The sequence below is a fragment of the Aminicella lysinilytica genome (assembly GCF_004362975.1).
Lineage (GTDB): Bacteria > Bacillota > Clostridia > Peptostreptococcales > Anaerovoracaceae > Aminicella > Aminicella lysinilytica.
Map to the genome: position 1 here is coordinate 1 of NZ_SNXO01000034.1, position 25566 is coordinate 25566.

The 25566-nt window shown below is 48.9% G+C and carries 20 protein-coding genes; 17 read left to right on the top strand and 3 right to left on the bottom strand.

Features of this window, described 5'->3' with window-relative positions; all coding sequences use genetic code 11:
* The first annotated feature begins 967 nt into the window (after positions 1-967).
* From nrdR to minD, 9 genes are all read left to right on the top strand, one after another.
* Complete coding sequence (gene nrdR, locus EV211_RS08535) at positions 968-1432, top strand: transcriptional regulator NrdR (protein WP_133529014.1); 465 nt, start codon at positions 968-970, stop codon at positions 1430-1432.
* Between the two features lie 163 nt (positions 1433-1595).
* The gene (gene cmk / locus EV211_RS08540; RefSeq protein WP_133529015.1) at positions 1596-2249 is read left to right on the top strand and encodes a (d)CMP kinase; all 654 of its coding nucleotides are present in this window, start codon (positions 1596-1598) and stop codon (positions 2247-2249) included.
* A 25-nt stretch (positions 2250-2274) separates the two neighbouring features.
* On the top strand, positions 2275-3516 hold the full coding sequence (locus EV211_RS08545) for a DUF1015 domain-containing protein (RefSeq protein WP_133529016.1): 1242 nt from the start codon (positions 2275-2277) through the stop codon (positions 3514-3516).
* A gap of 286 nt (positions 3517-3802) precedes the next feature.
* A complete protein-coding gene (gene radC, locus EV211_RS08550; protein WP_133529017.1) occupies positions 3803-4483 on the top strand; it encodes a RadC family protein in 681 nt (226 codons plus the stop codon).
* A gap of 31 nt (positions 4484-4514) precedes the next feature.
* A complete protein-coding gene (gene mreB / locus EV211_RS08555; protein WP_133529018.1) occupies positions 4515-5555 on the top strand; it encodes a rod shape-determining protein in 1041 nt (346 codons plus the stop codon).
* Between the two features lie 12 nt (positions 5556-5567).
* On the top strand, positions 5568-6380 hold the full coding sequence (mreC, locus tag EV211_RS08560; RefSeq protein ID WP_133529019.1) for a rod shape-determining protein MreC: 813 nt from the start codon (positions 5568-5570) through the stop codon (positions 6378-6380).
* Positions 6377-6880, top strand: a complete 504-nt coding sequence (locus tag EV211_RS08565) for a hypothetical protein (RefSeq protein WP_133529020.1) — start codon at positions 6377-6379, stop codon at positions 6878-6880. The genes mreC and EV211_RS08565 overlap by 4 nt, the downstream gene beginning before the upstream one ends.
* On the top strand, positions 6877-9624 hold the full coding sequence (locus EV211_RS08570; RefSeq protein ID WP_133529021.1) for a penicillin-binding transpeptidase domain-containing protein: 2748 nt from the start codon (positions 6877-6879) through the stop codon (positions 9622-9624). Before EV211_RS08565 ends, EV211_RS08570 begins: the two co-directional genes overlap by 4 nt.
* A 143-nt stretch (positions 9625-9767) precedes the next feature.
* On the top strand, positions 9768-10589 hold the full coding sequence (gene minD, locus EV211_RS08575) for a septum site-determining protein MinD (RefSeq protein ID WP_133529022.1): 822 nt from the start codon (positions 9768-9770) through the stop codon (positions 10587-10589).
* A gap of 540 nt (positions 10590-11129) precedes the next feature.
* On the opposite strand, the gene EV211_RS08580 is transcribed toward minD, so the two are convergent.
* On the bottom strand, positions 11130-11627 hold the full coding sequence (locus tag EV211_RS08580; RefSeq protein WP_133529023.1) for an Rpn family recombination-promoting nuclease/putative transposase: 498 nt from the start codon (positions 11625-11627) through the stop codon (positions 11130-11132).
* Positions 11628-11944: 317 nt separating this feature from the next.
* On the opposite strand from EV211_RS08580, the gene EV211_RS08585 reads away from it, so the two are divergent.
* Positions 11945-12238 (top strand): hypothetical protein, encoded by a 294-nt coding sequence (locus EV211_RS08585; protein ID WP_133529024.1) that lies wholly within the window; start codon positions 11945-11947, stop codon positions 12236-12238.
* Positions 12239-12608: 370 nt separating this feature from the next.
* On the opposite strand, the gene EV211_RS08590 is transcribed toward EV211_RS08585, so the two are convergent.
* Positions 12609-13712: an FtsW/RodA/SpoVE family cell cycle protein gene (locus EV211_RS08590; RefSeq protein ID WP_133529025.1), complete on the bottom strand. Its 1104-nt coding sequence runs from the start codon at positions 13710-13712 to the stop codon at positions 12609-12611.
* 140 nt (positions 13713-13852) lie between these two features.
* Between EV211_RS08590 and rny the strand changes: the two genes are divergently transcribed.
* From rny to EV211_RS08625, 7 genes are all read left to right on the top strand, one after another.
* A complete protein-coding gene (gene rny / locus EV211_RS08595; protein ID WP_133529026.1) occupies positions 13853-15397 on the top strand; it encodes a ribonuclease Y in 1545 nt (514 codons plus the stop codon).
* Between the two features lie 689 nt (positions 15398-16086).
* Positions 16087-17232, top strand: a complete 1146-nt coding sequence (locus EV211_RS08600) for a cysteine desulfurase family protein (RefSeq protein ID WP_133529027.1) — start codon at positions 16087-16089, stop codon at positions 17230-17232.
* 110 nt (positions 17233-17342) lie between these two features.
* Positions 17343-18524: a tRNA uracil 4-sulfurtransferase ThiI gene (gene thiI / locus EV211_RS08605; protein WP_133529028.1), complete on the top strand. Its 1182-nt coding sequence runs from the start codon at positions 17343-17345 to the stop codon at positions 18522-18524.
* A 223-nt stretch (positions 18525-18747) separates the two neighbouring features.
* On the top strand, positions 18748-19890 hold the full coding sequence (locus tag EV211_RS08610; RefSeq protein WP_133529029.1) for an acyl-CoA dehydrogenase: 1143 nt from the start codon (positions 18748-18750) through the stop codon (positions 19888-19890).
* A gap of 18 nt (positions 19891-19908) precedes the next feature.
* A complete protein-coding gene (locus tag EV211_RS08615) occupies positions 19909-20703 on the top strand; it encodes an electron transfer flavoprotein subunit beta/FixA family protein (RefSeq protein WP_133529030.1) in 795 nt (264 codons plus the stop codon).
* A gap of 18 nt (positions 20704-20721) precedes the next feature.
* Positions 20722-22032 (top strand): FAD-binding protein, encoded by a 1311-nt coding sequence (locus EV211_RS08620; protein WP_133529031.1) that lies wholly within the window; start codon positions 20722-20724, stop codon positions 22030-22032.
* A gap of 457 nt (positions 22033-22489) precedes the next feature.
* Positions 22490-25219, top strand: coding sequence for a hypothetical protein (locus EV211_RS08625; RefSeq protein ID WP_133529032.1), 2730 nt, complete (start codon positions 22490-22492; stop codon positions 25217-25219).
* A gap of 166 nt (positions 25220-25385) precedes the next feature.
* Here the strand turns inward: EV211_RS08625 and EV211_RS10820 are convergent.
* On the bottom strand, positions 25386-25566 hold a 181-nt coding region (locus EV211_RS10820), incomplete at its 5' end, for a hypothetical protein (protein WP_207668007.1).

The window sequence follows — 25566 nt, forward strand, 5'->3', positions numbered from 1 at the left end:
AAATAGCAGAGAAACAACAGAAAATGCTTAAAGCAGCATAAAGGTAGTTTGATATATGCTTGAAAGTGAATTTACACACAAATATGGACTTGACCTTTTATCTTTGAAAAGGGCTAATAAGTGCACAGCAAATCGTTGAAATTACAATATGCGCACCTTCATGCTCTGAGAATCACAGATACGTGCGGAAATGCAATTGGGAAATCATAAAACGCACCTTGATCCCTTGATAAGGGGCTATACGTGCGTGAGCGCACGTATTGGCCTAAATTCTTAAGAGGAGGTGCGCGGCTGAGTCCTCGAAGATCCCAGCCAGCCTGCTGGCCGCCGGACCGTCCCGCGAACGTGCCCCGGCGCGCCGCGGCCAGTTGCCGGGCCCCATGCATATTTATTATCGAAATTATAGTGGAGCTTCAGGCCAGAGGCTGTATTTTCAGAAGTGTTTTATGTCAAATCGCGAAAACCGTCTACTTGAATCTGAATTCGCAGAGGCATCCGAACCATAATTTTACTGTAGTACAGAAATGCGGCCTAGTAGTCTAACCAGAATATAACAAAAAGCAACCTGGCAACTGCCCAAATGCATATTCACCATTTATTTACAGTATACTTAGCGGCAACTATGTGTAATTATACAAACGCCCTTTACAGAGGCAAGCCAGAAATAGGTTTTTCAGATTTTTGTAACCCCAAATTGCAATTTGACATAAAACACATCAGCCGGCCATGCCGGCCGCGCATCAGCCGGCCGCCGCCGTCGCCATGTTGGCCGGCGCCCACGCCGCCGGCCGCGAACACAATTTATAGAAACATTTCCAAGAATCGTTGCACAGAAATGCGATATGTAGTAAAATAATTGTGCGTGTGTTGGCACCAGTGGCTGGGCACGGCGCCACGGGCCACAGGATCCGGCGCCGCAAGCAAGAAACCCGCCATCAGTGGCCATAAACGCGAGGGAGGTTAGAAGATGAAGTGTCCTTATTGCGAAAACCAGGAAACCAAGGTCATCGATTCCCGGCCTACAGAAGACGGTCATGCCATACGCAGACGTCGCGGCTGTGAACGGTGCGGCAAGAGGTTCACCACCTATGAGAAAATCGAGCAGTCGATCATCATGATAATCAAGAAAGATGGCCGGCGCGAGGCATTTGACCGAGACAAGGTAGCCAACGGCATAATCAAAGCCTGCGAGAAGCGGCCTGTGCCAATGGCCGAGATCGAGCGCATGACCAATGACATTGAGCGCGGCCTCAACAATTTAATGGAAAAGGAAGTAAAAAGTGAGTTCATCGGCGAACTCGTAATGGATGAGTTGAAGAAAGTCGATGAAGTTGCTTATGTTCGTTTTGCGTCAGTCTACCGCCAGTTCACTGACGTCAACACGTTTATCAAAGAGATAGAGAAGCTGGTCGGCAACAAAGACGAGAAGTAGCGGCGCGGCTGGCACGCGGCTTGCGACCGGCTGTTGCGCAAAAGGAAGTGCGGCTGGCACGCGGCTTGCGGCCCAGCGGGCCAAAGCAAGCTCAGCGGCCCAGCGGGCCAACGCAAGCCCAGCGGGCATTGCCGCCGCGGCTGACTTTAAACAGGAGTAACACATGAAAGAAACCATCAGAATCGCCATCGACGGACCCAGCGGCGCCGGCAAAAGCACCATCGCCAGGGCCGTAGCCGAGAAACTCGGCTACGACTACATCGACACGGGAGCTATGTACAGAGCCGTAGGTTACAAGATGAATCAGCAGGGCGTCAGTATCGAAGAAGAAGAAAAACTGAAAGCCATGCTTGAGGAGACAGAAATAGACTATAGAAGCGGAGTCATTTACCTGGACGGCGCAGACGTCAGCAGTAAGATCAGGACGCCGGAAGTTTCCATGGCAGCATCAGCCTGCGCGGCCTCACCGGCCGTAAGGACCAAGCTCGTGGAAGAACAGAGAGCCATCGGCCATAAGACCAACGTAGTCATGGACGGGCGCGACATCGGCACCAACGTCTTCACAGACGCGCAATATAAATTCTTTCTGACGGCCACAGCCGAAGAAAGAGCCCACAGACGCTGCAGAGAACTGCAGGAGAAAGGCCAGGAAGTCAACTTCAGCGACACCTTGAAAGACATCGAACAGAGAGACTACAACGACTCACACAGAGCGCTGAACCCTTTGTGCAAGGCAGAAGACGCCATAGAAGTCGACTCCACCCACCTGACCATAAACGAGACAATCAATAAAATCTATGAATATATAACCAATTAATTTAATAAGCAAAGGAGAAAGAAAAATGTCAACAGTAAGACCATTCAAGGCTATCAGGCCTGCCAAAGAGTACGCTGAAAAAGTTGAGTCACTTCCTTACGACGTAATGAACAGGGAAGAGGCAACAGAAATGGCTAAGGACAATCCTTACAGCTTTCTGCACATCTGCAGATCAGAAATCGATCTGCCTGAGGTAGAAGACGTTTACAGCCCGGAAGTCTATAAGAAGGCCAAGACAAACATCGACGAGAGACTCCAGAAGGGGATCTTCATCGAAGAAGATAAGCCGGCATTTTACATCTACAGACAGAAGATGGACGGCCGCTACCAGACAGGCATCGTAGGCTGCGTAAGCGTCGACGAATACATGAACAATACCATCAAGAAACACGAGCTGACCAGAGTCGAGAAAGAGCAGGACAGGATCAATCATTTTGATGCCTGCAACGCAGACACTGAGCCGGTTTTCCTCACATACAGAGACGATAAGAGGATCCGCACCATCGTCGAGGGATTCATGAACGCCCACGACCCTGAGTACGATTTCACAGACCCGACAGGCATAGGCCACACACTTTGGGTCATTGACGACGACGCGCTGATCAAGGGCATTACAGACCTGTTCAAGGAGATCCCGGCCCTGTACATCGCAGACGGACATCACAGATCCGCATCAGCCGCCAAAGTCGGAGCCAAGAGAAGAGAGCAGAATCCGGGCTACACCGGCGACGAAGAATTCAATTACTTCATGGCTGCCATCCTTCCTGACACAGACCTTAAGTGCTACGACTACAACAGAGTCGTGAAAGACCTGAACGGAAACAGCAAAGAAGAATTCTTCGCAAAGGTAAAGGCTGCGGGTTTCGACCTGGAGAACATGGGCGCAGACCCATACAGACCGGCACACAAGCATGAATTTTCAATGTATATCGATGGCGAATGGTACAAAATGACCGCTGCAGATAAGCTTGTCCCGGGGGATATCATTGGAGCCCTGGACGTTTCCATCCTGCAGAAGAATCTGCTTGATCCGATCCTCGACATCAAGGATCCGAGGACCAGCGACAGAATCGACTTCATCGGTGGGATCAGAGGACTGGAAGAGCTGAAGAGAAGAGCAGACAGCGACATGCAGCTGGCTATCGCAGTGTATCCGCTCAGCGTAGACGAGCTTTTCGCAGTTGCCGACGGCGAACTGGAAATGCCGCCTAAGTCAACATGGTTCGAGCCTAAACTGGGCAGCGGACTGTTCATGCATAGACTGTAAGAAAATGTTAACGCGGGGCCCGGCCCGGCAATCCAGCCGCGCAGGCTACGCAGGGCCGCCGGCAATCCAGCCGCGCAGACCACGCCCGGCCGCCGGCCATCCAGCCGTGCAGACCATGTCCGGCCGCCGGCCGGCCCGCGTTATATCATTGAAACATAGGCAATTTGCCCTTGTATAAGTATGTGAAAACTGATATAATTAAATTTACTTTCATCTGCTGTTTTAGTGATTGAACAGCGGATCGATGTTGAATGGGTTCAGGTAATAATTAGCATAGGAGGTTTTTATGCTGATCAGATCCTTACCTGAAGAAGAAAGACCATTAGAGAAATTGATCAAATCGGGCCCGGGAGCCCTGTCAACTACAGAGCTCCTCGCCCTTATCATCCACACCGGTACCAGAGACAACTCTGCCATACACCTGGCAGAAGAAGTTTTGTCCATCTGCGACGATGGGCTACGTGGTATGGGAAGCATAGGGCTGGACGAACTGCTGGAAATCAGCGGTATAGGGACCAGCAAGGCCTGCAGCATCCTGGCAGCAGTAGAACTGGGAAAGCGCATGGCCGTCAGTCACGGGGCCCGCAGGGTCGCCCTGACCAACTCCGACGAAGTAGCAGATCTCTTCATGGAAGAACTGAGATATGAGAAGAAAGAACATTTCAAATCAGTCATGGTCAACGCCAAGGGAGAAGTTATTTCCGTAGACAATGTGTCAGTCGGAGAATTATCGAGTACTATAGTGCATCCCCGCGAGGTGTTCAGTCAGGCAATCAGGAAGAGCGCGGCGGGAGTTATTTTGGTGCATAACCACCCGAGTGGAGATCCGAGTCCAAGTGATGAGGATATAGAGACCACCAACAGACTGGTCAGAGGGGGACAGGTCCTTGGGATCAGAGTACTCGACCACATAATAATAGGCGATGGAAGTTTCAGCAGCCTGCGGGCTATGGAACTTATTAAATAATTCAGGCAAAGCAATTTGGAGGTAAGAATAAATGTTTAAAGTGCTGATGAAGGATATGGGTATCGATCTGGGGACCGCCAACACCTTGATTTACATCAAGGACAGCGGGATCGTTCTCAACGAACCATCTGTAATAGCAGTAGAAAAAAGGCGGGGCGTGACACTGGCCGTAGGAATGGACGCCAAGAAAATGATAGGAAAGGCGCCGGCTAACATCAGCGTTATCAGACCACTTCAGGACGGAGTCATTTCAGATTTCGACAGAACTGCCGACATGCTGAAGGCTTTCATAGAGAAAGCAGTAGAGGCAAATAAAGTCAAGAACTTCCGCGTAGTCGTAGGAGTACCGAGCGGAGTTACAGAAGTAGAGAAGAGAGCTGTAGAAGAAGTCGTAAGACAGATGGGCGCTACAGAAGTATATATTCTGGAGGAACCTATGGCAGCGGCTATCGGAGCCGGCTGCGACGTAGACAGCTCCACAGCCTGCATGATAGCAGACATAGGCGGAGGCACCAGCGACATAGCGATCATTGCTTTAGGCGGTATCGTAGCTTCCACATCCATAAGATACGCAGGCGACAAGTTTAATGAGGCCATAATCCAGTATATGAGAAAGAGACACGCTCTTCTCATAGGCGAGAGAACAGCCGAGAACCTGAAGATAGCAGTAGGCTGCGCCGTAATGGACCTGGACGGAAATGGAGACGAAATAATCCAGTCAGTCAAGGCCAGCGGCCGCGACATAATCTCAGGACTTCCTAAGACTATGGACGTAACCAACAGAGACATGATGATGGCCCTTCAGGAGTCAGTAGATATCATCGTAGACGGAGTCAAATCCACCATTGAGAAAGCACCACCGGAAATCGCCGCGGATATTGCAAACAGCGGCATGATGATTTCTGGCGGTGGCGGACTCATTAAGAATCTGGACAAAGTAATCAAGAAACGTACCGGCATGGAAGTCGCCGTTGCAGACAACGCCTTCGAGGCAGTGGCAGCAGGCACAGGCATGAGCCTCAACGATATTGAGAAGCTGAAGATCTACGCCAGCACAGTACACAGAGGATAAGGATATATAGGGATGAGATGGATCAAAGAGCATAAGCTCGTGAGTTTTCTTTGCATAGCCATAATACTCGCGGTAGGGTTTTTGATTTACTCAGTCTCGTCAGGCGGCTCGGCTGCCGACGGAGCAGCAGGCTCAGTACTGGGTAAACTCACAAGTCCGTTTACTACTGCGGCAGAAAAAGTGTCCGGAGGAGTTTCCGGCATTTTTTCCTATAAGTCACTGCAGAAAGAGAATGAGCAGCTTAAGAAGGAAAATCAGGAACTCCAGAAGAAGGTAACTTCTCTTACTCTCACGGCAAGTCAGCTTCAGCAGCTGGACAGCCTGAAGAGTTCCTTGAATTATAAAGGAGCCGGAGGGACCACGGACATTGTTTCAGGAGACGTGATCTCCATGGACGGCACCAACTGGATGAATATTTTCACTATCAACAGGGGAACCGAGAAGGGAGTCAAGAAGGGCTCCGTAGTAGTCAGCGGCGAAGGCCTCGTGGGCAAGGTCACATCAGTCGGTCGCGGCTGGGCCAAGGTCACATCCATCGTCGATGCCACCAGCAAAATCAGTTTCAAGGTCTCCGGAAACCTGAAGATATTAGGCATCCTGGACAACACATCAGACGGCGAGCTTACCGGTTTCACACTGGACAGCGACGCCACAGTCTCCGAGGGAGACACGCTTATCACCTCAGGCATGGGCAAATACCCAGCGGGGATCAAGATAGGAATCATAACCAAAGTCACTTACAACAGCAATCAGCAGCTTCAGACTGTAACAGTTAAGCCTGCAGTTGATTTCAAGGCCCTGCAGAAAGTTTCGGTGCTTATATGAACAGGTACTGGAAAGGGGCAATAGCATTTCTGGCTGCGTTTTTACTGCAGCCTTTCTTATTCAGCCTGTTACCGGGCCTCGGCATAGTGCCGAACCTGATACTTTGCCTGGCGGCAGCCCTTACATACGTCTACGATGAAAACGTAGGCTGGATGGCCATGGGAGCAGGTTTTGCTCTGGCTATGGACATCGTAAGCGGGCCATATGTGGGCATAGGAATGCTCAGCATAATCGTTGTAGAAGCGGGTATACTGTTGTTCAAAAAGTTCTTTAATGTGGAGAATCTGGTGAATTCGGCAGTGCTGGCCATATTGGTCACCTGGGTCTACCAGACTGTATACTGGCTCATAGCAACTATAGCCGGCAGCAACTACGGATATTTATATGCAATGAAGACTATAATATGGCAGATTTTGTTCGACGCCGTGATCTTCATGATTATTTATTTTATTATGATCAGAAAAGTTACACCGCACAGAACAGATAGGTATTTCGGATGAAAATAAACAGAGGAAAAGAAATCTTCAGCAGCAGGTATTATATTATAGTGAGCGTCATTCTGATACTCATGGCTATTTTAGTAGCCAGAGTATTCGTACTATCAGTACTTCAGAACAGCAAGTGGACCGGCGAAGCCAACGAGCAGAGCACCAAGTCCATATACACATCTGCACCGAGGGGAAATATATATGACCGTAACGGCAAGGTAATTGCCACCAATAAACAGATATTCACTGTAGTTTACAGCTCCAGCGGTATGACAACGGCCCAGATCAACGACTCCACCAGAGACCTGATCAACACTTTGCAGGCCAACGGAGATAAATACACAGACAATTTCCCGATCAAGATCGACAGCAACGGAGACTTTTATTATACCTACGACAGGAAGATACAGAACTGGCTGAAGAAGAACGACCTGCCCGAGGGCATGTCCGCAAGCCAGGCCTTCAGAGCTTTGCGTAAGAGGTATAAGATCTCCAACAGTGTGTCCAGGTATGACGCCATGACGGAGCTTGAGGATGACCACAACCTGACCATTCCAATAAGCGCCAAGACCATGACCTACACCTACACCACAGAGAAAGAGCAGTTCCTGTCTAAGTGGGGAGACGAAAAAGTTTCAAAAGCCAAGACAGCCAAGTCATGCTTTGCGGCATTGAGGAAATACTATGATGTCAAAGCCAGCCTCAGCGACAGCGAAGCCAGGAAGATATTCATCATCAGGAATGAAATAGCCACCAACGGCTTTACCAGATACATACCGATCACCATTGCCAAGGGCGTGTCCAATAAGACCATCGCCACAGTGGAAGAATCGGATATCAAGGGCGCTTCCATATCGTCACAGTACAAGCGCTATTATCCTAACGGCAGCACAGCCTGCCACATTATCGGCTACATGGGCAGCATCTCCGAAAGCGAGACCTCCTACTATGTAGATAAACTTGGATACAGTTCTTCAGACCTGATCGGCATCGACGGCCTGGAGTCCTCATACGAGAGTTCTCTCCACGGCACAGCCGGCGTCAAGAAGATAAAGGTAAACAGCGCCGGAGAGTACGTTTCCACTGTAAGCAACACCTCGCCTGTCAAGGGCAAGGACGTCTTTACGACCATAGATCTGAGCCTGCAGAAAACCGCAGAGACTACTTTGAAGAGCAGGATCAATTCCGTAGGCGGCAGCTGCCAGAGCGGCGCCGTGGTAGTTATGAGCGTGAAAACAGGCGAAGTCCTGGCCATGGCCAGCTACCCGACCTACGACCCGAATATCTTTGCCGGCGGCATATCCACCAAAGCGTGGAAATCCGTTCAGGCAGACAACCCGAGGGATTCTTTGTCCCCGGCACCTTTGTATAATAACGCCACCAAGACGGCAGTAGCCCCGGGCTCGACTTTCAAGCCGATCACCGCGGTCACGGCCCTGGAATGTGGCCTGAACCCTAACCGCCAGATTTACGATAAGGGATACATCAAGCTGGGCGGCCACACCTTCGCCTGCTCCAACTGGAACGATTACGGCGGCAACCACGGCAGCGAGAATCTGGAGTGGGGCATCGGAAATTCCTGCAACTATTACTTCTTCTGCATCGCCACCGGCAAGGACTGGGGCACGGGCGCATCCCTTGGCTACAACACCAAGATCACCGTGGACAAGATCCTGAAGACGGCGAAGGAGTTCGGCCTGGGCCAGAAAACCGGCATAGAGCTTGATGAGTCTGTGGTGCCACTGGCATCGGCCAAGCGCAAAATGGCTGCTCAGAAGCTCAGTGCGTGGAATTATCTTTACGGTAAGGCTCACACGATATTCCCGGAGAAGATCGCCAATGATTATTCCAAGCTCTCAGATGAGCTGGACCTGATCACCGGCTGGATAGAGGAGAACCCGTCTTACGAGACCATCTGCAAGAGACTGGACAGTAAGACTGATATCAAAAGCAGCAAGATAGACAGTGTGGCTTCGGCTCTGAAGTATGATTACTTCATCCAGGCTCAGTGGACTACGGGCGACCAGTTCAATATCAGTATCGGACAGGGAGATAACGCCTACACGCCGCTGCAGATGGCTACATATATTTCCGCTCTCGGAAATAACGCCACTTATAACAGGGCCAGCGTCGTTCAGGGCGTCGAGGGTGAAGGCCTGGTCGACAAGTCTTCGGACCGCCGTAAAATAAACGTGAGCAAAAGTAACGTGAAGAATGTCATCAAGGGCATGAAGCGTGTAACGGAAAGCGGAACTCTGGCAGGCGTATTCTCGTCTCTGGGCGTCGACGTAGCCGGCAAGACCGGTACTGCCGAGAACCAGGGCACGCCGCAGCCGAAGAGCGAGGTCAAATATGTGAAGAATCATCTGAGCAGTTTGAATTCCTCCGCAGGTTCCAAGGTGACCTGGTCCCAGGTGACGAAAATCATGGCTCAGCTCATGAAGTCCAGTCCGTCCCGTTATCCGTCAAAGGATGATACGGTTGACGATGCTGTCATGAAGGCCAGCAATTACAAGATAACACAGTCGATGATCGACTCGAGCAAAGGCTCATATGATTATTATTCGTGGACAGTGACAATGGCTCCGGCCGACGATCCTCAGATCGCCGTCGCCACATTGCTGATCCAGGGCGGCTACTCAAGTAACGCAGCCCCGGTCAACAAGGCCATAATCGCCAAGTATCTGAAGCTTTACGGAAGCAAGGTCGGCAGCACGTCCACCACAGACGAGGACGGCACAACCAAGGCAAACTAGCCGCCCGGCGCGCGGCTCGCACTTGGCTCGCATTTTGCCCGCTGGGCTTCGCCCGGCGCGCGGCTCGCACTTGGCTCGCGGCAAAAGCCCGCTGGGCTTCGCCCGGCGCGCGGCTCGCCCGCACACAGCGATTGGAGGAAAAGATGGGAAAGGTATACGTTATAGCATCGGGAAAAGGTGGCACCGGAAAAACCATGGTCGCCGCTAACCTTGGCGCTACGCTGGCTCAGCAGGGCAACAGCGTGGTGATAGTTGACATGGATCTGGGCCTCAGAAATCTGGATCTCTACTTTGGCCTCGAAAGTCACGTAGTTTACGATGTTTATGATGTTATGACCGGCGTCTGCCACATCAAGCAGGCCCTGATCAAAGACCGCCGCTTCGAAAACCTGCATATAATAGGTGCCTCTCCTGAGCGCGATAAAGGCGATCTGACTCCGCTCCACGCTCGCGTCCTCTGCGAAAAACTCCGTGATCAGTTTGATTATATGATTATCGACGCTCCATCAGGGATCGACGATGGCCTTGTAGTTGCCGCCGCCGGCGCCGACGCCGCGATCATAGTGACTACGCCGGAATACGCCGCCCTCCGCGACGCCGACATCGTGGATCGCCAGCTCCAGAAGCTGGGCATCTCCGAGCGCTATATAATTTTGAACAAAGTCATTGCTGAGCTCATGTCTGCCGGCTACATCCCTCGCCTTCGCGAGATTTCGACTCTGGTTCGCCCTGAGCTGATCGGCGTGATTCAAAATGATGAAAATATTAATATTTCAACGAATCTCGGCATTCCGATTGTTCTGAAGACCGGCACATACATCCAGGCAAACTTCCAGCATATTGTGAGTCGCCTCCAGGCTGCCGAAGCCGAAGCCGATGCCGCAGCTGATGCTGATGCTGAAGTCGAAGTTGGAGCAGCAACTGCAGCCGGCGCTGCCTCTGATGCTGAAGTCGGAGCCGAGTAGACGCTCCGCCGCGTGCAACCTCGCCGCGTGCCGCCGCGCCGCGCTAACCCCACCTCGTGCCGCCCCGCGCTAACCCCGCCTCGTGTCGCCGCGCCGCGATGTGTTTTATGTAAAATCGCGATTTTCGCCTTGCTAAATATGAATTTTGATTTCTATAATGAGAATATGGATAATTATTCGATGATTATGCATGCTCACCGACTCTAGAACAACCAAAAACTTGCAGATTGTACAAAACCAAGTGCAAGGCCCGCCCAAGTGCTCCGAGTCAACTCGTTATCCGCACTATTTGCAGGTAAATTTGACTAAACCGTGCATCACAGCCTAGCCGCAAATGACGAATTCAGATTTTGACCCCCCTAAAACAGCCAATCGACATAAAACACTTATTTGAGATTTTCACCAGATAGTAAAAAACTGAATAATATTCACAGAAAATTTATAGCGGCGAATGCCCGCTTTTTTTTACACAAAAAAACGTGCGGCCCCAAAGCCGCACATCATAACCAGACCCACATAATAATTATCTGTGCATCTTATTTACTTGATCAGTTCTTCGATTTCGTCCAGACTCAGTCCCGTCAGTTTGGAGACCTCTTCCTTGGAAGTCGATTCAAGCATCTTGCAGATTATCTCTTTCCTCTCATTCTTGCGACCTTCTTCGCGGCCTTCTTCACGACCCTCCTCACGACCTTCTTCACGACCATATCTGCGAGCGTCCATTATCTTTGCTTCTACTAACATATAACTGTGCCTCCCTTCGGGATCAAGCCGCACTTTCGTTACTTCGTTTTCGATATTGCGATAAAGCGGCTTCTCAGGTACATTTTCCGGGTGCTCGATGTATCCAAGCAACTCAATCAGCCTGTCTGATACAGGCCCTTTCTTTCCCTTAGTACTTAAGAATATTTTAGCCGTTTTATCGTTTAATTGCAACCCTGATTCTTCATGGCAGTCGTTGGTGAAAGTGTACTTGTAATGACCATATCCGAATGGATCGAAGCAACAGAAGAAACCTGACAAACCGAAGCCAGCCATTTATCCCCGCCCGGAATACCCCTCAGCACACATAGGCTATCGTTCCATCAATGGTACAGTTATGCATAAACATATTCATCTTCGCAAACCATGACCAAAAACGTCCCTGCCGAATTGAGGCAGGGAGTGGCCACGCGGCCAGCGGACGGCCAGCGGCCAATTTGCAACGCCTGCAGGAATCTGCGGCCAGCGCCAATTCCAATACCTGGCATCACACAGCATTACATGCATTGCCAGGGGGCAAGATCAAAAGCTGATTTGCGATAACGGAAATGTTCTCCGATCACTTTTTTCCGCATGAACAATTTGTAGGTACTGTGGTTTCAAATGACTTTGTAAGTGCAGGTACGGTTGGTGATGTTCTGTGTGCCGGCGATTTCAAGGAGTCTGGCGGTATGGTCGGCAGGGGGATCCGGGCTGGCGCGCGCATGGAGTCTATGCATAAACTCATGCATGATCGTACCATCGGTGGAACAATAGGCAAAGTGTTCGGGGAGGTACCTGGAGCACGACCGTCTTTGAAGCTGGGCTGGGGAATATGGGGAATCAGGCAAGGGCTGCTTATAATGAGAATAGTTGTTTTCCAACAGATTGCCATTATCGCCATCTAAAAAAAGAACTTCTCTCGTAATCAGGGCTTTAGCCGCAGATAATATGGGATCAACGGACATTTCGATGTCAATAACTGGTATTTATGTGAGAGAATCAGAATTGAAGGACTCCAATTCTTCATCAACGAGGCAGAATCCGCACTATTTGCCATGAATTTTCTCTAAACCGTGCGTGAGTTCTTTTCTGAAGCGCTTGAAACAGCGTTTTGTTGGAAAACATGTCTGCGGGTCGCCGGGTCGGCAGCCGGCGGCCGCAAGCCAGTCAGTCAGGCCGCCACGCCCGGCCGGCCCTTAGACAAAATAAAAATGTGCGGCCGTAAAGCCGCACATCTGCATATCCGTAAAGCCGCACATTTCACATCTTACATTATCAGAAATTGATTCCTTTACTTCGGACGCTGACGGATAAGATAAATCCGAGAGCCATCATATTACTCAGAATCGAAGTTCCGCCGTAGCTCAGGAATGGGAGAGTGATACCGGTTACCGGCATCAGACCCATTGTCATGGCGATATTTTCGAAAATCTGGAAGATAAACATTCCGATGAATCCGACCACAATCAACGCGCCGTACAGATCATAAGCGTTGATGGCTGCCCGCATGAAGCGGACCAGCAGGATCGTAAACAGGCCGATGACCACAGCACCGCCGATCAGACCCAGCTCCTCCACAATAACCGAAAAGATAAAGTCCGATTTTTGTACAGGGATGAAATCAAGAGCCTTTTGCGAACCTTTGAACAGGCCCTGCCCGAAGACTCCGCCGCTGCCGATGGCTATTTTCGATTCCCACACCTGATAATTACTGCCCAGAGACAGATTCGACGGATGCAGGAACGCCGAGATCCTTTCCTTTTGATAGTCTGCCATAAGCAGGTACATTGGCGGGATGCAGGCCATGACCAGGACGATGAACTTGGCGAAGACCTTCATGCTGACGCCGGCGAAGAAAATCATGGCCAGCCAGATGACTGCGAACACCAGGGCGCTGCCGAAGTCCTCCTTCAGGATGATGACGATTATCGGCGCCGCCACGATGGCAGACTTCATGAGGCCTTTGAAACTGTAAAGGTCCTCGTGGTGTTTGTTGAGGTATTCGGCCATGATCAGCACAAAAAGTACTTTGACGAACTCGGATGGCTGAACTGTCGTGAAGCCCAGGTTTATCCACGCCCGCGAGCCGTACTGTTCTAAGCCGAGGCCCGGAACATAGACCAATAGCAATAAGGCAATGGCAAGAATATACAGATATTTGCCAGTGCCGTTAAAAATCGAATAGTTTATATACAATATGAAAGTCAGCAGGATCAGTCCGATAACGTACGCGCCGATCTGGACTATCACATCTCGAGACCAGAAGCCGCTGCTGATCTGGGTACTGCCGATCATCAGAACGCTGATGACAGCAAGGATACCGACCACAGTCAGAGCCACCTTGTCGATGTTCTTTAGTAGGTTTAAAAAATAATTCATGTTTTCCCCTTTGTTCTTGACATAATGCTGACTAGAACATTATAATATAAATGATGTAAATATATCAAGATTTAATTACGTAATGCAGATTATTTTGAGAAAATAGACAAAAATTAATAACATGAAAAGGAGGTGCGTTAATGTCTCCAATGATTATAACGGTTATTGCAGTAGTAGTATCATTAGTCGTAGGGCTTTTGATTGGATATATTCTAAGGAAAAATGTTGGTGAGAAAACCATCGGAAGTGCCGAACAAAAGGCAAAGAATTTAATTTTAGACGCTGAGAATAAATCCGACACTATCAAGAAAGAAATAACTTTAGAAGCAAAAGAAGAAGCGCATAAAATGAGAAACGACGTTGAGAAAGAAGTTCGCGAGAGAAGAGCCGAAGTCCAGCGTTCAGAAAGAAGGATCGTCCAGAAGGAAGAGACGGCCGACAGAAAGTTAGAGAGCATCGAGAAAAAAGAAGAACGCATTACGCAGCACGAGAAGGACATAGAAAGAAAGAAAGCAGAAATCGACGATTATCACAATAAGCAGATCGCCGAACTGGAGAGGATCTCCGGTTACACAGCAGAGGAAGCCAAGACTTTGTTATTGGAAGGAATCGAGAAGGACTGCCGCCACGAGGCATCGGTCATGATCAAGGACATCGAGACCAAGGCCAAGGAGGACGCAGACAAGGAAGCAAAGGAAATCATCACCGGCGCTATCCAGCGTTGTGCCGCGGATCACGTTGCAGAAAGTACTTTGTCAGTCGTAAACCTGCCGAATGATGATATGAAGGGCAGGATCATCGGCCGCGAAGGTAGAAATATCAGAGCCATCGAGACTCTTACAGGCGTTGACCTTATCATAGACGACACGCCGGAAGCAGTCATCGTATCAGGCTTCGACCCTGTCAGAAGGGAAGTTGCCCGCCTAGCCCTGGAGAAATTAATAGTTGACGGACGTATCCACCCGGCTAAGATCGAGGAAATGGTCGAGAAAGCCAAGAAGGAAGTCAATCAGGTAATCAAGGAGGAGGGCGAGCAGGCCACATTCGAGGCCGGCATACACAACCTGCATCCTGAACTTGTGAAACTTTTGGGACGTCTGCACTTCAGAACATCTTACGGACAAAACGTCCTTAAGCATTCTATCGAAGTATCACATCTCGCAGGCCTTATGGCCGGCGAACTGGGAATGGATACCAAACTTGCCAAGCGCGCAGGTCTTCTACATGACATCGGCAAAGCCCTTGATCATGAATATGAAGGCACACACGTAGACATCGGCATCCAGATCCTGAAGAAATACAAGGAGTCCGACGCAGTAATAAACGGCGTCGCAGCTCACCACGGTGATTACGAGCCGAAAACAACCGAGGCCGTACTTATCGCCGCAGCCGACGCTTTGTCCGCAGCAAGACCGGGCGCCCGCCGCGAGACCCTTGACGTTTACATCAAGAGACTTGAAAAACTGGAAGAAATCGCAAACACCACACCTGGCGTAGACAGATCATTTGCTATCCAGGCCGGCCGTGAGATCAGAATCATAGCCAAGCCTGAAGACGTAAAAGACGACGATATGGCTCTGCTGGCCCGCGACATTTCCAAGCGTATCGAATCTGAGCTTGAATATCCAGGTCAGATCAAAGTCAACGTGGTTCGCGAGACCCGCGCTATCGACTACGCTAAATAAAACAGCATGGCAAAAGACAGCATATGGCAAACGTGTTTTCGCCAATCGATGGCAAATGTGTTTTCGCCAATCGCAAATGCCATGCCAAAAGACACGAATTATAGGGGGCTGCAGCGCCGTTGGCGCCGAGCCCCTTTCGTATTGCAAAATACGGCTTAGCCGCCGCCGGCTCGACCGCCGGCCTTCGCAATATGATGCCGGCTCGGCTGCCGGCCTTCGACTATCACGATAATGATGATAATGACGATTATTCACCATTTCTCGATATTTATACGAGATAATCGTGAGTGATCGAAAGTTGGATAAATTCAGACGATGTGTTTTATGTCAAATCGCGATATGAGGATTCAAAAATCTGAATTCGCAGGAAGTCATGAGAAACATTTGGCCTTCAGTACAGAAATTAGCATTTGTAAATTAACTTACAATTAATATATGTGATGGTCGTGTGACAAGAAACCGTAATACCAACTGAGGCGGATGTATAATGGAGCATAATTATACGGAACTACTAGACTACACAGAAAATTATAGCAGTTTTCGTATTTTAGACCACGAAAAAGACGATTTATCATAAAACACATCGCCCCCGGCCACATCGCCGCCCGGCCGCCCGGCCACATCGCCGCCCGGGCCACATCGCCGCCCGGCCGCTCGGGCCCAGATTAACTAAATTAGGAGAACAACAAATGATCTATCTTGACAACAGCTCAACAACCAGACAAGCAGATGAAGTCACCCAGGCCATGGTCCGGGTAGCCCAGGAGGACTACGGCAATCCGTCATCCCTCCACCAGGCAGGACTCAACGCCGAGAACCACGTAACCGAGGCCCGCGCCATTTTCGCCGAAAGCCTTGGAGTACCCGCAGAACAGGTATACTTCAACTCCGGCGGAACCGAAGGTGATAACACAGTCCTTTACGGAGTAAGCAACGCCCGTAAACATAAAGGTAACAAGATAGTCACATCAGCCATAGAACACCCGGCAGTCCTGGAAGGCTGCAAGCGCCTGACCCAGAACGGCTGCGACGTCACATACATCGGCGTAGACGACCAGGGCCACCTGAATATGAAACAATTAGAAGAAGAAGTCGATGATAACACCATCCTCGTCTCCATCATGGCCGTCAACAATGAAGTCGGCTCCATAATGCCACTAAACGATATAGCCTACATCGCCCATAAACACGATGCGCTGTTTCACACAGACGCCGTCCAGGCCTACGGCAAAATGGACCTGAAAAACACCGGCGCGGACTTCATTACAGTCAGCGCCCACAAATTCCACGGACCTAAAGGCGTCGGCGCCATCTACATGGGCGCCAATAACTATATGCCGCCACTTATCCTCGGCGGCGGTCAGGAACGCGGCTTCAGATCCGGCACAGAGAACGTGCCCGGCATCGTCGGCATGGGCGTAGCCTGCAAACTCGCCGAGGCCGAAGCCGAAGCCACCCGCGCAGGCGTCGGCATAGACAAGCTGAAAGCCTACCTGGAAGCCGGCATTCGCGACCGGATCGCAGACATCCGCGTCAACAGCCCGGAAGACTCATGCCCGTCGATCCTGAACGTCTCCTTCCTGGGATGCCGCGGCGAGGTCCTGCTCCACGCTCTAGAGAGCGATGGAATATACGTGTCCACGGGCTCGGCCTGCTCCTCGCACAAAAAGGGACAAAGCCACGTGCTTTCGGCCATGGGCCTCAGGCACAAAGAGATAGAAGGGGCCCTGCGTTTCAGTTTCAGTCGTTACAATACGATAGATGAAATGGATCAGGTGCTGGACAGTCTGGAGAAGTCGGTGAAGCGTTTCCGCCGTCTGGGCAGTTTCCGTTAGCGCCGGCAGTGCAAGTTTAGGGGAGGCGAATCGACGGATCAAGTCGAATCGGGTCGATTCGCGTCGGCGCGGCAAACCACAGCCCGCGCCGAATAACATAAGGAGAGCAAATGAACGAACAGAACATATACATAGTACGCGTCGGCGAAGTCGCCCTGAAAGGCATGAACAAGCCATACTTCGAGAAGACCCTCGTCACACGTATCAGGAAAAACCTCAGTTCCATAGAAGGAACCACAGTCAGCAGACATGAGGGGCTGATTTTCGTGCGCACAGATAAGAACATCCCTGCAGACACCATAATCCGCCAGGTATCCCGCGTCTTCGGCGTGGCCAGCATCAGCCCCGCCGTCGAGTGCGAATCCGACCTGGACAAGATAGGAGAGACAGCCGTAGCATTCATGCTGAAACAGATAGAAGAGCGCGGCATCAAGACATTTAAAGTCGAGGCCAAGCGCGCAGATAAGAACTTCCCCGTCAAGTCCCCGGATATAGCCAGAATAATCGGAGCCAAAGTCCTCATAGGCTGTAAAGTCCTGAAAGTCGACGTCCACGACCCCAACTGCAGACTTTACGTAGACCTGAGAGACGACAGGACATACATCTTCGACGAGAAGATCCAGGGCTTCGGCGGCCTGCCCCTGGGCACCAACGGCAAGGGAATGGTCCTCCTCAGCGGAGGCATCGACAGCCCCGTAGCCGCCTGGATGATGGCCAAGCGCGGCATGATCATAGAAGCCGTCCACTTCCATTCATACCCCTACACCAGCCCCAGAGCCCAGCAGAAAGTAGAAGAACTGGCAGCAATAGTCGCCGGCTACACCGGCCCTATGAAGATACATATAATCAACCTTCTTCCCATCCAGGAACAGATCGTCCAGAACTGCCCCGAGGAAGAAACCACCATCCTCGTCCGCCGCTTCATGATGCGCATCGCCGAGAAAGTTGCCGAGAAGAACCGCTGCATGATGCTGGTCACCGGCGAAGACCTGGGGCAGGTAGCCAGCCAGACCGCCGAGGCACTGGTCGTTACCGACGCCTGCGTCACCATGCCCGTCATGCGCCCCCTCATCGCCATGGATAAGGTTGACATAATGGACATGGCCAAGGAAATCGGCACCTACGACAAATCCATCGAGCCCTACGAGGACTGCTGCACGGTATTCCTGCCCAAGCATCCTACAACAAAACCGAGGCTGGAAAGGATCGAGGAGTCCGAGGCTAAGCTGGATGTAGACGCTCTCGTAGATGCGGCCGTCAGGTCCGAGGAGATCGTCAGGATAGATGCATAATGAAAAGGTTAGGTGATTCATAATCGCATCACCCCTATATAGAGTGAACACAAACTGGTAAAAGCACAAAAATGACTTGCAAAAAGTATACAAAAGTGTTTTACTATAAATAGTGCTGTTTTATGCTTGTTAAAAAATAAACTTTCGGAGAACAGCCCAAGTTAAACGGTTAAAAAACCTCCCTCCAAGAGGGACCGTTATTATAATTTAAGGAGGCATTTACATGAACTTTCAACTAACGAAGGAACAGGAATTCGTAAGGAAAATGGTAAGAGAATTTGCCACTAACGAAGTTGAACCATTAGCTGCTGATATCGACAAGGAACACAGATTCCCTGAAGAGACCGTCGAAAAGATGGCTAAATACGGCATGATGGGCATTCCTTTCCCAACCGAGTACGGCGGAGCAGGTGGAGATGAAGTATCCTACGCTATCACCGTAGAAGAGTTATCCAGAGTCTGCGCTTCAACAGGAGTTATCGTTTCAGCGCACACATCACTTTGCTGCTGGCCTATCTACGCATATGGTACAGAAGAGCAGAAGAAGGAATTCCTTCCGGATCTGCTTTCAGGAAAGAAGCTTGGAGCTTTCGGACTGACTGAGCCTAATGCAGGAACAGACGCTGCCGGACAGCAGACTAGAGCCGTCCTGGACGGAGACGAATGGGTACTTAATGGAGCCAAGTGCTTCATCACCAACGGCGGATATGCAGATACATTCGTTGTAGCTGCAATGACAGATAAGAAGAAGGGAAACCACGGAATCAGCGTTTTCATCGTATCCAAGACAGACAAGGGATTTTCGATCGGAAAAACTGAGGATAAGATGGGTATCCACGCTTCATCAACTACAGAGCTGATATTCCAGGATTGCAGAATCCCTAAGGACAGACTTCTCGGAGAAGTTGACGGCGGATTCAAGATCGCTATGAACACACTGGACGGCGGCCGTATCGGTATCGCTTCACAGGCACTGGGAATCGCTCAGGGAGCTTTCGACGTAACAGTTGATTACATGAATGCAAGGAAACAGTTCGGAAAGAAACTTTCACAGTTCCAGGCACTTCAGTTCGAGATGGCAGACCTTAAGACAAGAATCGAAGCCGCAAGACTTCTGGTTTATAAGGCAGCATTCACTGAAGATCAGGGTCAGGACTATTCAGAAGCAGCTGCTATGGCTAAGCTGTACGCTGCAGAAACTGCTATGGCTGTAACTACTAAATGTGTACAGTATCACGGTGGTTATGGTTACACTGCTGATTATCCGGTTGAAAGAATGATGAGAGATGCGAAGATCACTGAGATCTATGAAGGAACTTCAGAGGTTCAGAGAATGGTTATCGCAGGAAAAACTTTCAAGAAATAGGATAAGGAGGAAATAGAAATGGCATTTAAGATTATAGTATGCGCTAAACAGGTACCGGACACCAACGTTATCAAGATCAACCCTAAGACCGGTACTTTGATCAGAGAGGGCGTTCCAAGCATTTTGAATCACGACGATGCTAACGCTCTGGAAGAAGCATTGAAGATCAAGGATCAGTATCCTGATACTCATATAACAGTTATCACAATGGGACCTCCTCAGGCTAACGATTTGCTTTTCGAGTGTATCGCTATGGGCGCTGACGACGGAATTCTGGTATCAGACAGAGCTGTCGGCGGATCAGATACATGGGCTACATCCAACACACTGGAAGCAGCAGTAAGAAAAGTCGGAGATTTCGACCTTCTGTGGTGCGGACGTCAGGCTATCGATGGAGATACAGCTCAGGTTGGACCTCAGCTTGCTGAGAAACTTGGAGTTCCACAGGTTACATATGTACAGGAATTCGAGCTTGACAAGGACATGAAGACTATCACAGTCAAGAGACAGATGGAAGATGGATATGAGCTGATCAAGCTTCAGACACCTTGCATGCTGACTGCTATCAAGGAGCTGAACAGCCCTAGATACATGTACATGAGCGGAATCTTCGCTGATAAGACCATGAAGACATGGAACGCTAAGGACATAGAAGTAGACCTTAACACAGTTGGTCTGGAAGCTTCTCCTACTAACGTATTCAGATCATTCACACCTGCTCCTAAGGGAAAAGGTATCGTGATCACCGGAGACACTGAAAAAGAAATCGCTGACAACCTTTTGGTAAACCTGAAGGAAAAGCAAGTAATCTAATTAGGAGGAGGATTAACAATGGCTATTGAAATTATCAAAGAGAAATGTACAGGTTGCGGACTTTGTTTTAAAGCCTGCCCTTATGACGCATTCGAGTTCGAGCCTTATGATGGAAACAAACTTGGAAGAGTTTGCAAAGTCAACGCTAAGTGCTCATTTTGTAATCAGTGCCTGACTGCCTGCAAATTCGGTGCTATCAAGGAAGTACAGACTGGTGAAACAGCTGACCTTTCTGATTACAAGCACATCTGGGTATTTGCTGAGCAGAGAAAAGGCAAGCTCATGAACGTAGCTCTGGAGCTCATCGGCGAAGGTCACAGACTGGCTAATGAGATCAGCGCTGACACACAGGTATGCGCAGTTCTGGTTGGAAACAAGATCGACCACCTGGCAGCTGAGTGTTTCGCTTACGGAGCTGACAAGGTAATAATGATCCAGGATCCATTACTTGAGCAGTACACAACAGACGGCTACACCAAGGTAATCACAGACGCCATCCATGAGATGAAGCCTGAGATCGTACTTTACGGAGCTACTCATATAGGAAGAGACCTTGCACCGAGAATCGCTGCAAGATGCAACACAGGACTTACAGCAGACTGCACACGTCTGGACGTAAAGGTATCAAGCTACATCGAATTCGCTAAGAAGAAGACTACACTTGACATCTCTACACTTGATCCGGAAGATACTTCAACAGGTATCAAGCAGACTCGTCCTGCATTCGGCGGAAACCTGATGGCTACCATCATCTGCCCTAACACCAGACCTCAGATGTCTACAGTACGTCCTGGCGTTATGCAGAAGAGAGAGAAAGTTGAAGGAGCTACAGGCGAGATCGTTACATACAAGCCGACTATTGCTAAGAGCGACATCCATATCGACGTTGTAGATGTAGTTAAGTCAGCTAAGGAACTTGTTTCCCTGACAGACGCGGACATCATCTGCTCCGGCGGACGTGGACTGGGCGATGCTTCCGGATTCAAACTTATCCAGGAATTCGCTGACAAAGTTGGCGGAGTTGTAGGATCATCCCGTGCCGCAGTTGATGCAGGCTGGATCGATCAGTCACACCAGGTTGGACAGACAGGAACTACCGTTAAGCCTAAGATCTACTTCGCTTGCGGAATCTCCGGTGCCATCCAGCATCTGGCAGGAATGCAGACATCAGACTACATCGTAGCAATCAACAAGGATGCTGATTGCCCTATGATGGAAGTTGCAGATTTCTGCATCGTTGGAGACCTTTACAAGGTTATCCCTCAGATCATTGCTGAGTGGGATAAGGCTGAGGATCTTCATGACGCAGCTACAAGGAAAGAAGCATAATCATATACTCACTTTAATATCAAATAACTTGGGTAGAACATAGTTATATTACTTTCTGAAAAGTGACCGGATTTCCGGTCACTTTTCCTTAACAGAAAGTACATAATAGTCCTGAAACCCATGGACCTGAAACAAGGCTGTAATCCTTAGAAAATGTGGAATTTTCACAAAAAACTGGTACATTTAGAGTTGACATACTGGTGTGTTACAGGTATAATGGATTTATGAAATTTCCACGGGGTAACTCTGGGATTTCGGAGATGTAAGTGGGTTCTTCAATAGGGAAGGCCTGATACCGGGAACAAGATAATAGTAAGAACATTGTATTTCCGATTGACAACTTTAGTTGGCTGGAAGTATAATGTATTTATGATTATTTGGTGGAGAGCATGTGCACCCTGCACATAGGAACCACAGAGGTATCATAGTAACAAATATTTTTAAATGGAGGGTAATTATGACTAGAACAAAAAGTGTCAAAGCGTTGATTGTTGTTCTTATGTCGGCCGCTCTCATCATCGCTTTTATGCCTCAGATGGCATTCACTTCTTATGCAGCGACTGCTAAGAAGGCTACAAGCGTAACGAGATCATATCCGACGACTAAGGCAACTTATTCAATGACCGTAGGACAGAGTAAGACTTTCAGAGTTAGACTCAATCCTAAGAATCTTGCTAAGGCTTCCAAGACAACATTCTGGAGTCTGAACACAAGCAAGTATGCTAGCCTTGCAAAAGGTAAGTATTCAACTAAGTATAAGAAAGTAAACGGATACTGGTATGCGTATACTACTCTTAAAGCAACTAAAGCAGGCCCTGTGACCATCACAGCTAAATCCAAGTATGGTCCAACTGCTTCTTGGAACGTTTCAGTTAAGAAAGTTCTGACAGATGTCACGATTTCTAACGAGACTACAGGTAGCATGACTGCTATTACTGTTGGAGACGTTCTGAAAGCTAACATCGCTCCAGCTACTAAGTATGCTAAGTACACATGGTATGCTGTAGCAGCAGACGGAACTAAGACTGCTCTTACAGACGAGGCTCAGAAAGACAGTTCTTATAAGGTAACCGGAGCAGCTGCCGGTAAGCAGATCATGGTTGAGGCTAACGGCTTCACTTATGCTCAGGGAAAAGTTGAGTCTAAGGCCACAACAGCTAAGGTTGCTACTGTTAAGTTGCTCGGTGCCGCAAATGGTGGTGTTACATCATGTACAGTAGGAACAGCAGTTTCACCTGTATTAAATCCTGTTGGAGCAACAGCAGCTTATCAGTGGTATTTGGACGGTATGATTCAGGTTGGACAGACTGGTTCATCTTACACACCGATTGTTGCCGATTTAGGAAAAATGGTTACATGCAAAGTTGCCGCATCTGAAGCAGATCTTCTTGCTGGCAATGGCGTGTATGATGTTACTTTTGGAACAGTAAATCAGGAACCATCCGCTGTCGCAACTATATCACTGTCAAGTCCGGTATCTGTTGGTAAGTCAGTAACAGCTTCCGTTTTGAAAGCAACTGATTCTAAGACAGCTTATACAGGAGCTACAGTAACATATCGGTGGTACACAGAATATGTTGCCAATGATGCAACTAAGCAGACAGCAGCTACAGGATCAGGTAATGCCACAGCTACTTATACACCTGTATCAGCAGACACAGGTAAGACACTTACTTGCGTAGCAACATTTGCACCTACTGCCACAGTTTTTGTCAAAGGTACATTGGTTGCAACTACAGCAGCCGTTACTAACACTGTTAAGACAGCTACACTCAGTGGAGCTAAGACTGTTGGAAGTAAATTGTCTGTAACAGCAGTTGATCAGAGTGGTGCAACTCTTACTACAGGTCTGAGCTATCAGTGGTACAGTGGATCTACTCCTATCAGTGGAGCAACATCTAAAGACTATACAACTACTACAGCTGACTATGGTAACAGCATCTTCTGCAAGGTTACAGGAACTGGTTCAGTAACAGGATCAGATGATTCAGATGTATTCACTATTACAGCCGCTGAGATCGCTGGTGTTTCTGTAAAGAACACAAATGATGAAACTGCATGCGCAGGCGAAGTACTGAAAGCAGTTACAGATCCAGCATCAGCTTCAGATACAGTAACATATCAGTGGTATAAAGCTTCTACATATACAACTAATACACTATTCTATGCAGAAGGAAATAAGATTAAGGATGCAACAAGTCAGACTTATACACCGACAGACTCAAATGCGTACTACGGCGTGAAGATTGTATTGCCTACTGGCGTAACAGCTTATTCAGGAATTACATCAGATAAGGATGTAGCAACACCAGTTAAACCTGCAATCAAGGTTACAGGAGTTACTGTAGAAAATACAACCATGAAGACAGCTGCACCTGCTCGTACAACCAATCAGGTTGGCGACACATTGACAGCTACTAAGGCTCCAACAGACGCTACTGTAACTTATCAGTGGTACAGAGACAATGATGCCAATGCAATAGAATCTGCTACTGATGCAACATATGTACTAACTGCAGATGATGTTAACCATTCTGTATATTGCAAGATTACAGGTACTGGCTCTTATGCATCAACAGCTAAGTCAAATGTTATCACTAACATTGTAAAGGTACCAACACTGTTGACAACAGCGAGCACAATTACTGATCCTAAAGTTGGAACAGCAATCACAGCAGTTAAATTCTCAGGAACCTGGAAAACTGACTATACACTTCAGTGGTACAGAGGCAATACGGCTATCGCTGGCGAAACTGGCGAAACATACACACCGGTTGCTGCTGACTATGGTCAGGTTCTGAAAGTAGTAGCTACCGCTATGGGACCTACTTACTCAGGAACAACGACTTTACAGGCTAATACAACTGTAGCAGCTGTAGCATTAGGCACTGTAACAATCGCCAAATCAGCAGGTTCTAACGCAGTTGTTGGAGACACTTTGACAGCTAAGTTGGCTACTGGCCAGGAAGATGCAACTGTAACATATCAGTGGTACAGAGGCACAACAGCTATCGCAAGTGTAACAAGTGCAACATATACACTTACAGATGCTGACGTAGCAGCAGCTGCTAACATCACCGTAAAGGTTACACCAGCAGCTAACACAGCTTACACTGCAGCTACAACAGTGGATGCTTCAGTGACATTCAATGCAGCAGCAGGCAGCACTCCAGCTTATTGGAAATAATATACTTAGTGACAATTGCAAAAGAGTGAGAGTTTGCTAAAGATTAGAACTTCAAGGACGGCCGCCCATCAGGGCGGCTATCCTTTTAAGGGGTATCCAAAGTTATTTGGGGTTTCTCCAAAATAATTTGGGGGCCAGAACTGGGGAATATCCAAAAACTCCAAAGTTATTTGGGGGCTGGAGTTGGGGACAACTTCGGTAAAAACAGCATAATAATCAGGGAGGAGCAGAGTAATATCTGCTCCTCTCGATGTAAGTGGTAAACCACATGTACCTGTTCAAACCCACCTGAATCTGAGATAATACAAGTATCAAAAACTTTAGTTGAAGTTTTTGCAACTTGCGAA

Coding starts and splice junctions, on each gene's coding strand:
- EV211_RS08615 (WP_133529030.1), top strand. CDS start 19,909: ATGGCATTTAAGATTATAGTATGCGCTAAACAGGTACCGGACACCAAC.
- EV211_RS08610 (WP_133529029.1), top strand. CDS start 18,748: ATGAACTTTCAACTAACGAAGGAACAGGAATTCGTAAGGAAAATGGTA.
- radC (WP_133529017.1), top strand. CDS start 3,803: ATGCTGATCAGATCCTTACCTGAAGAAGAAAGACCATTAGAGAAATTG.
- EV211_RS08545 (WP_133529016.1), top strand. CDS start 2,275: ATGTCAACAGTAAGACCATTCAAGGCTATCAGGCCTGCCAAAGAGTAC.
- EV211_RS08600 (WP_133529027.1), top strand. CDS start 16,087: ATGATCTATCTTGACAACAGCTCAACAACCAGACAAGCAGATGAAGTC.
- mreC (WP_133529019.1), top strand. CDS start 5,568: ATGAGATGGATCAAAGAGCATAAGCTCGTGAGTTTTCTTTGCATAGCC.
- thiI (WP_133529028.1), top strand. CDS start 17,343: ATGAACGAACAGAACATATACATAGTACGCGTCGGCGAAGTCGCCCTG.
- EV211_RS08580 (WP_133529023.1), bottom strand. CDS start 11,627: ATGGCTGGCTTCGGTTTGTCAGGTTTCTTCTGTTGCTTCGATCCATTC.
- rny (WP_133529026.1), top strand. CDS start 13,853: ATGTCTCCAATGATTATAACGGTTATTGCAGTAGTAGTATCATTAGTC.
- minD (WP_133529022.1), top strand. CDS start 9,768: ATGGGAAAGGTATACGTTATAGCATCGGGAAAAGGTGGCACCGGAAAA.
- EV211_RS08570 (WP_133529021.1), top strand. CDS start 6,877: ATGAAAATAAACAGAGGAAAAGAAATCTTCAGCAGCAGGTATTATATT.
- EV211_RS08590 (WP_133529025.1), bottom strand. CDS start 13,712: ATGAATTATTTTTTAAACCTACTAAAGAACATCGACAAGGTGGCTCTG.
- nrdR (WP_133529014.1), top strand. CDS start 968: ATGAAGTGTCCTTATTGCGAAAACCAGGAAACCAAGGTCATCGATTCC.
- EV211_RS08620 (WP_133529031.1), top strand. CDS start 20,722: ATGGCTATTGAAATTATCAAAGAGAAATGTACAGGTTGCGGACTTTGT.
- EV211_RS08565 (WP_133529020.1), top strand. CDS start 6,377: ATGAACAGGTACTGGAAAGGGGCAATAGCATTTCTGGCTGCGTTTTTA.
- mreB (WP_133529018.1), top strand. CDS start 4,515: ATGTTTAAAGTGCTGATGAAGGATATGGGTATCGATCTGGGGACCGCC.
- EV211_RS08625 (WP_133529032.1), top strand. CDS start 22,490: ATGACTAGAACAAAAAGTGTCAAAGCGTTGATTGTTGTTCTTATGTCG.
- cmk (WP_133529015.1), top strand. CDS start 1,596: ATGAAAGAAACCATCAGAATCGCCATCGACGGACCCAGCGGCGCCGGC.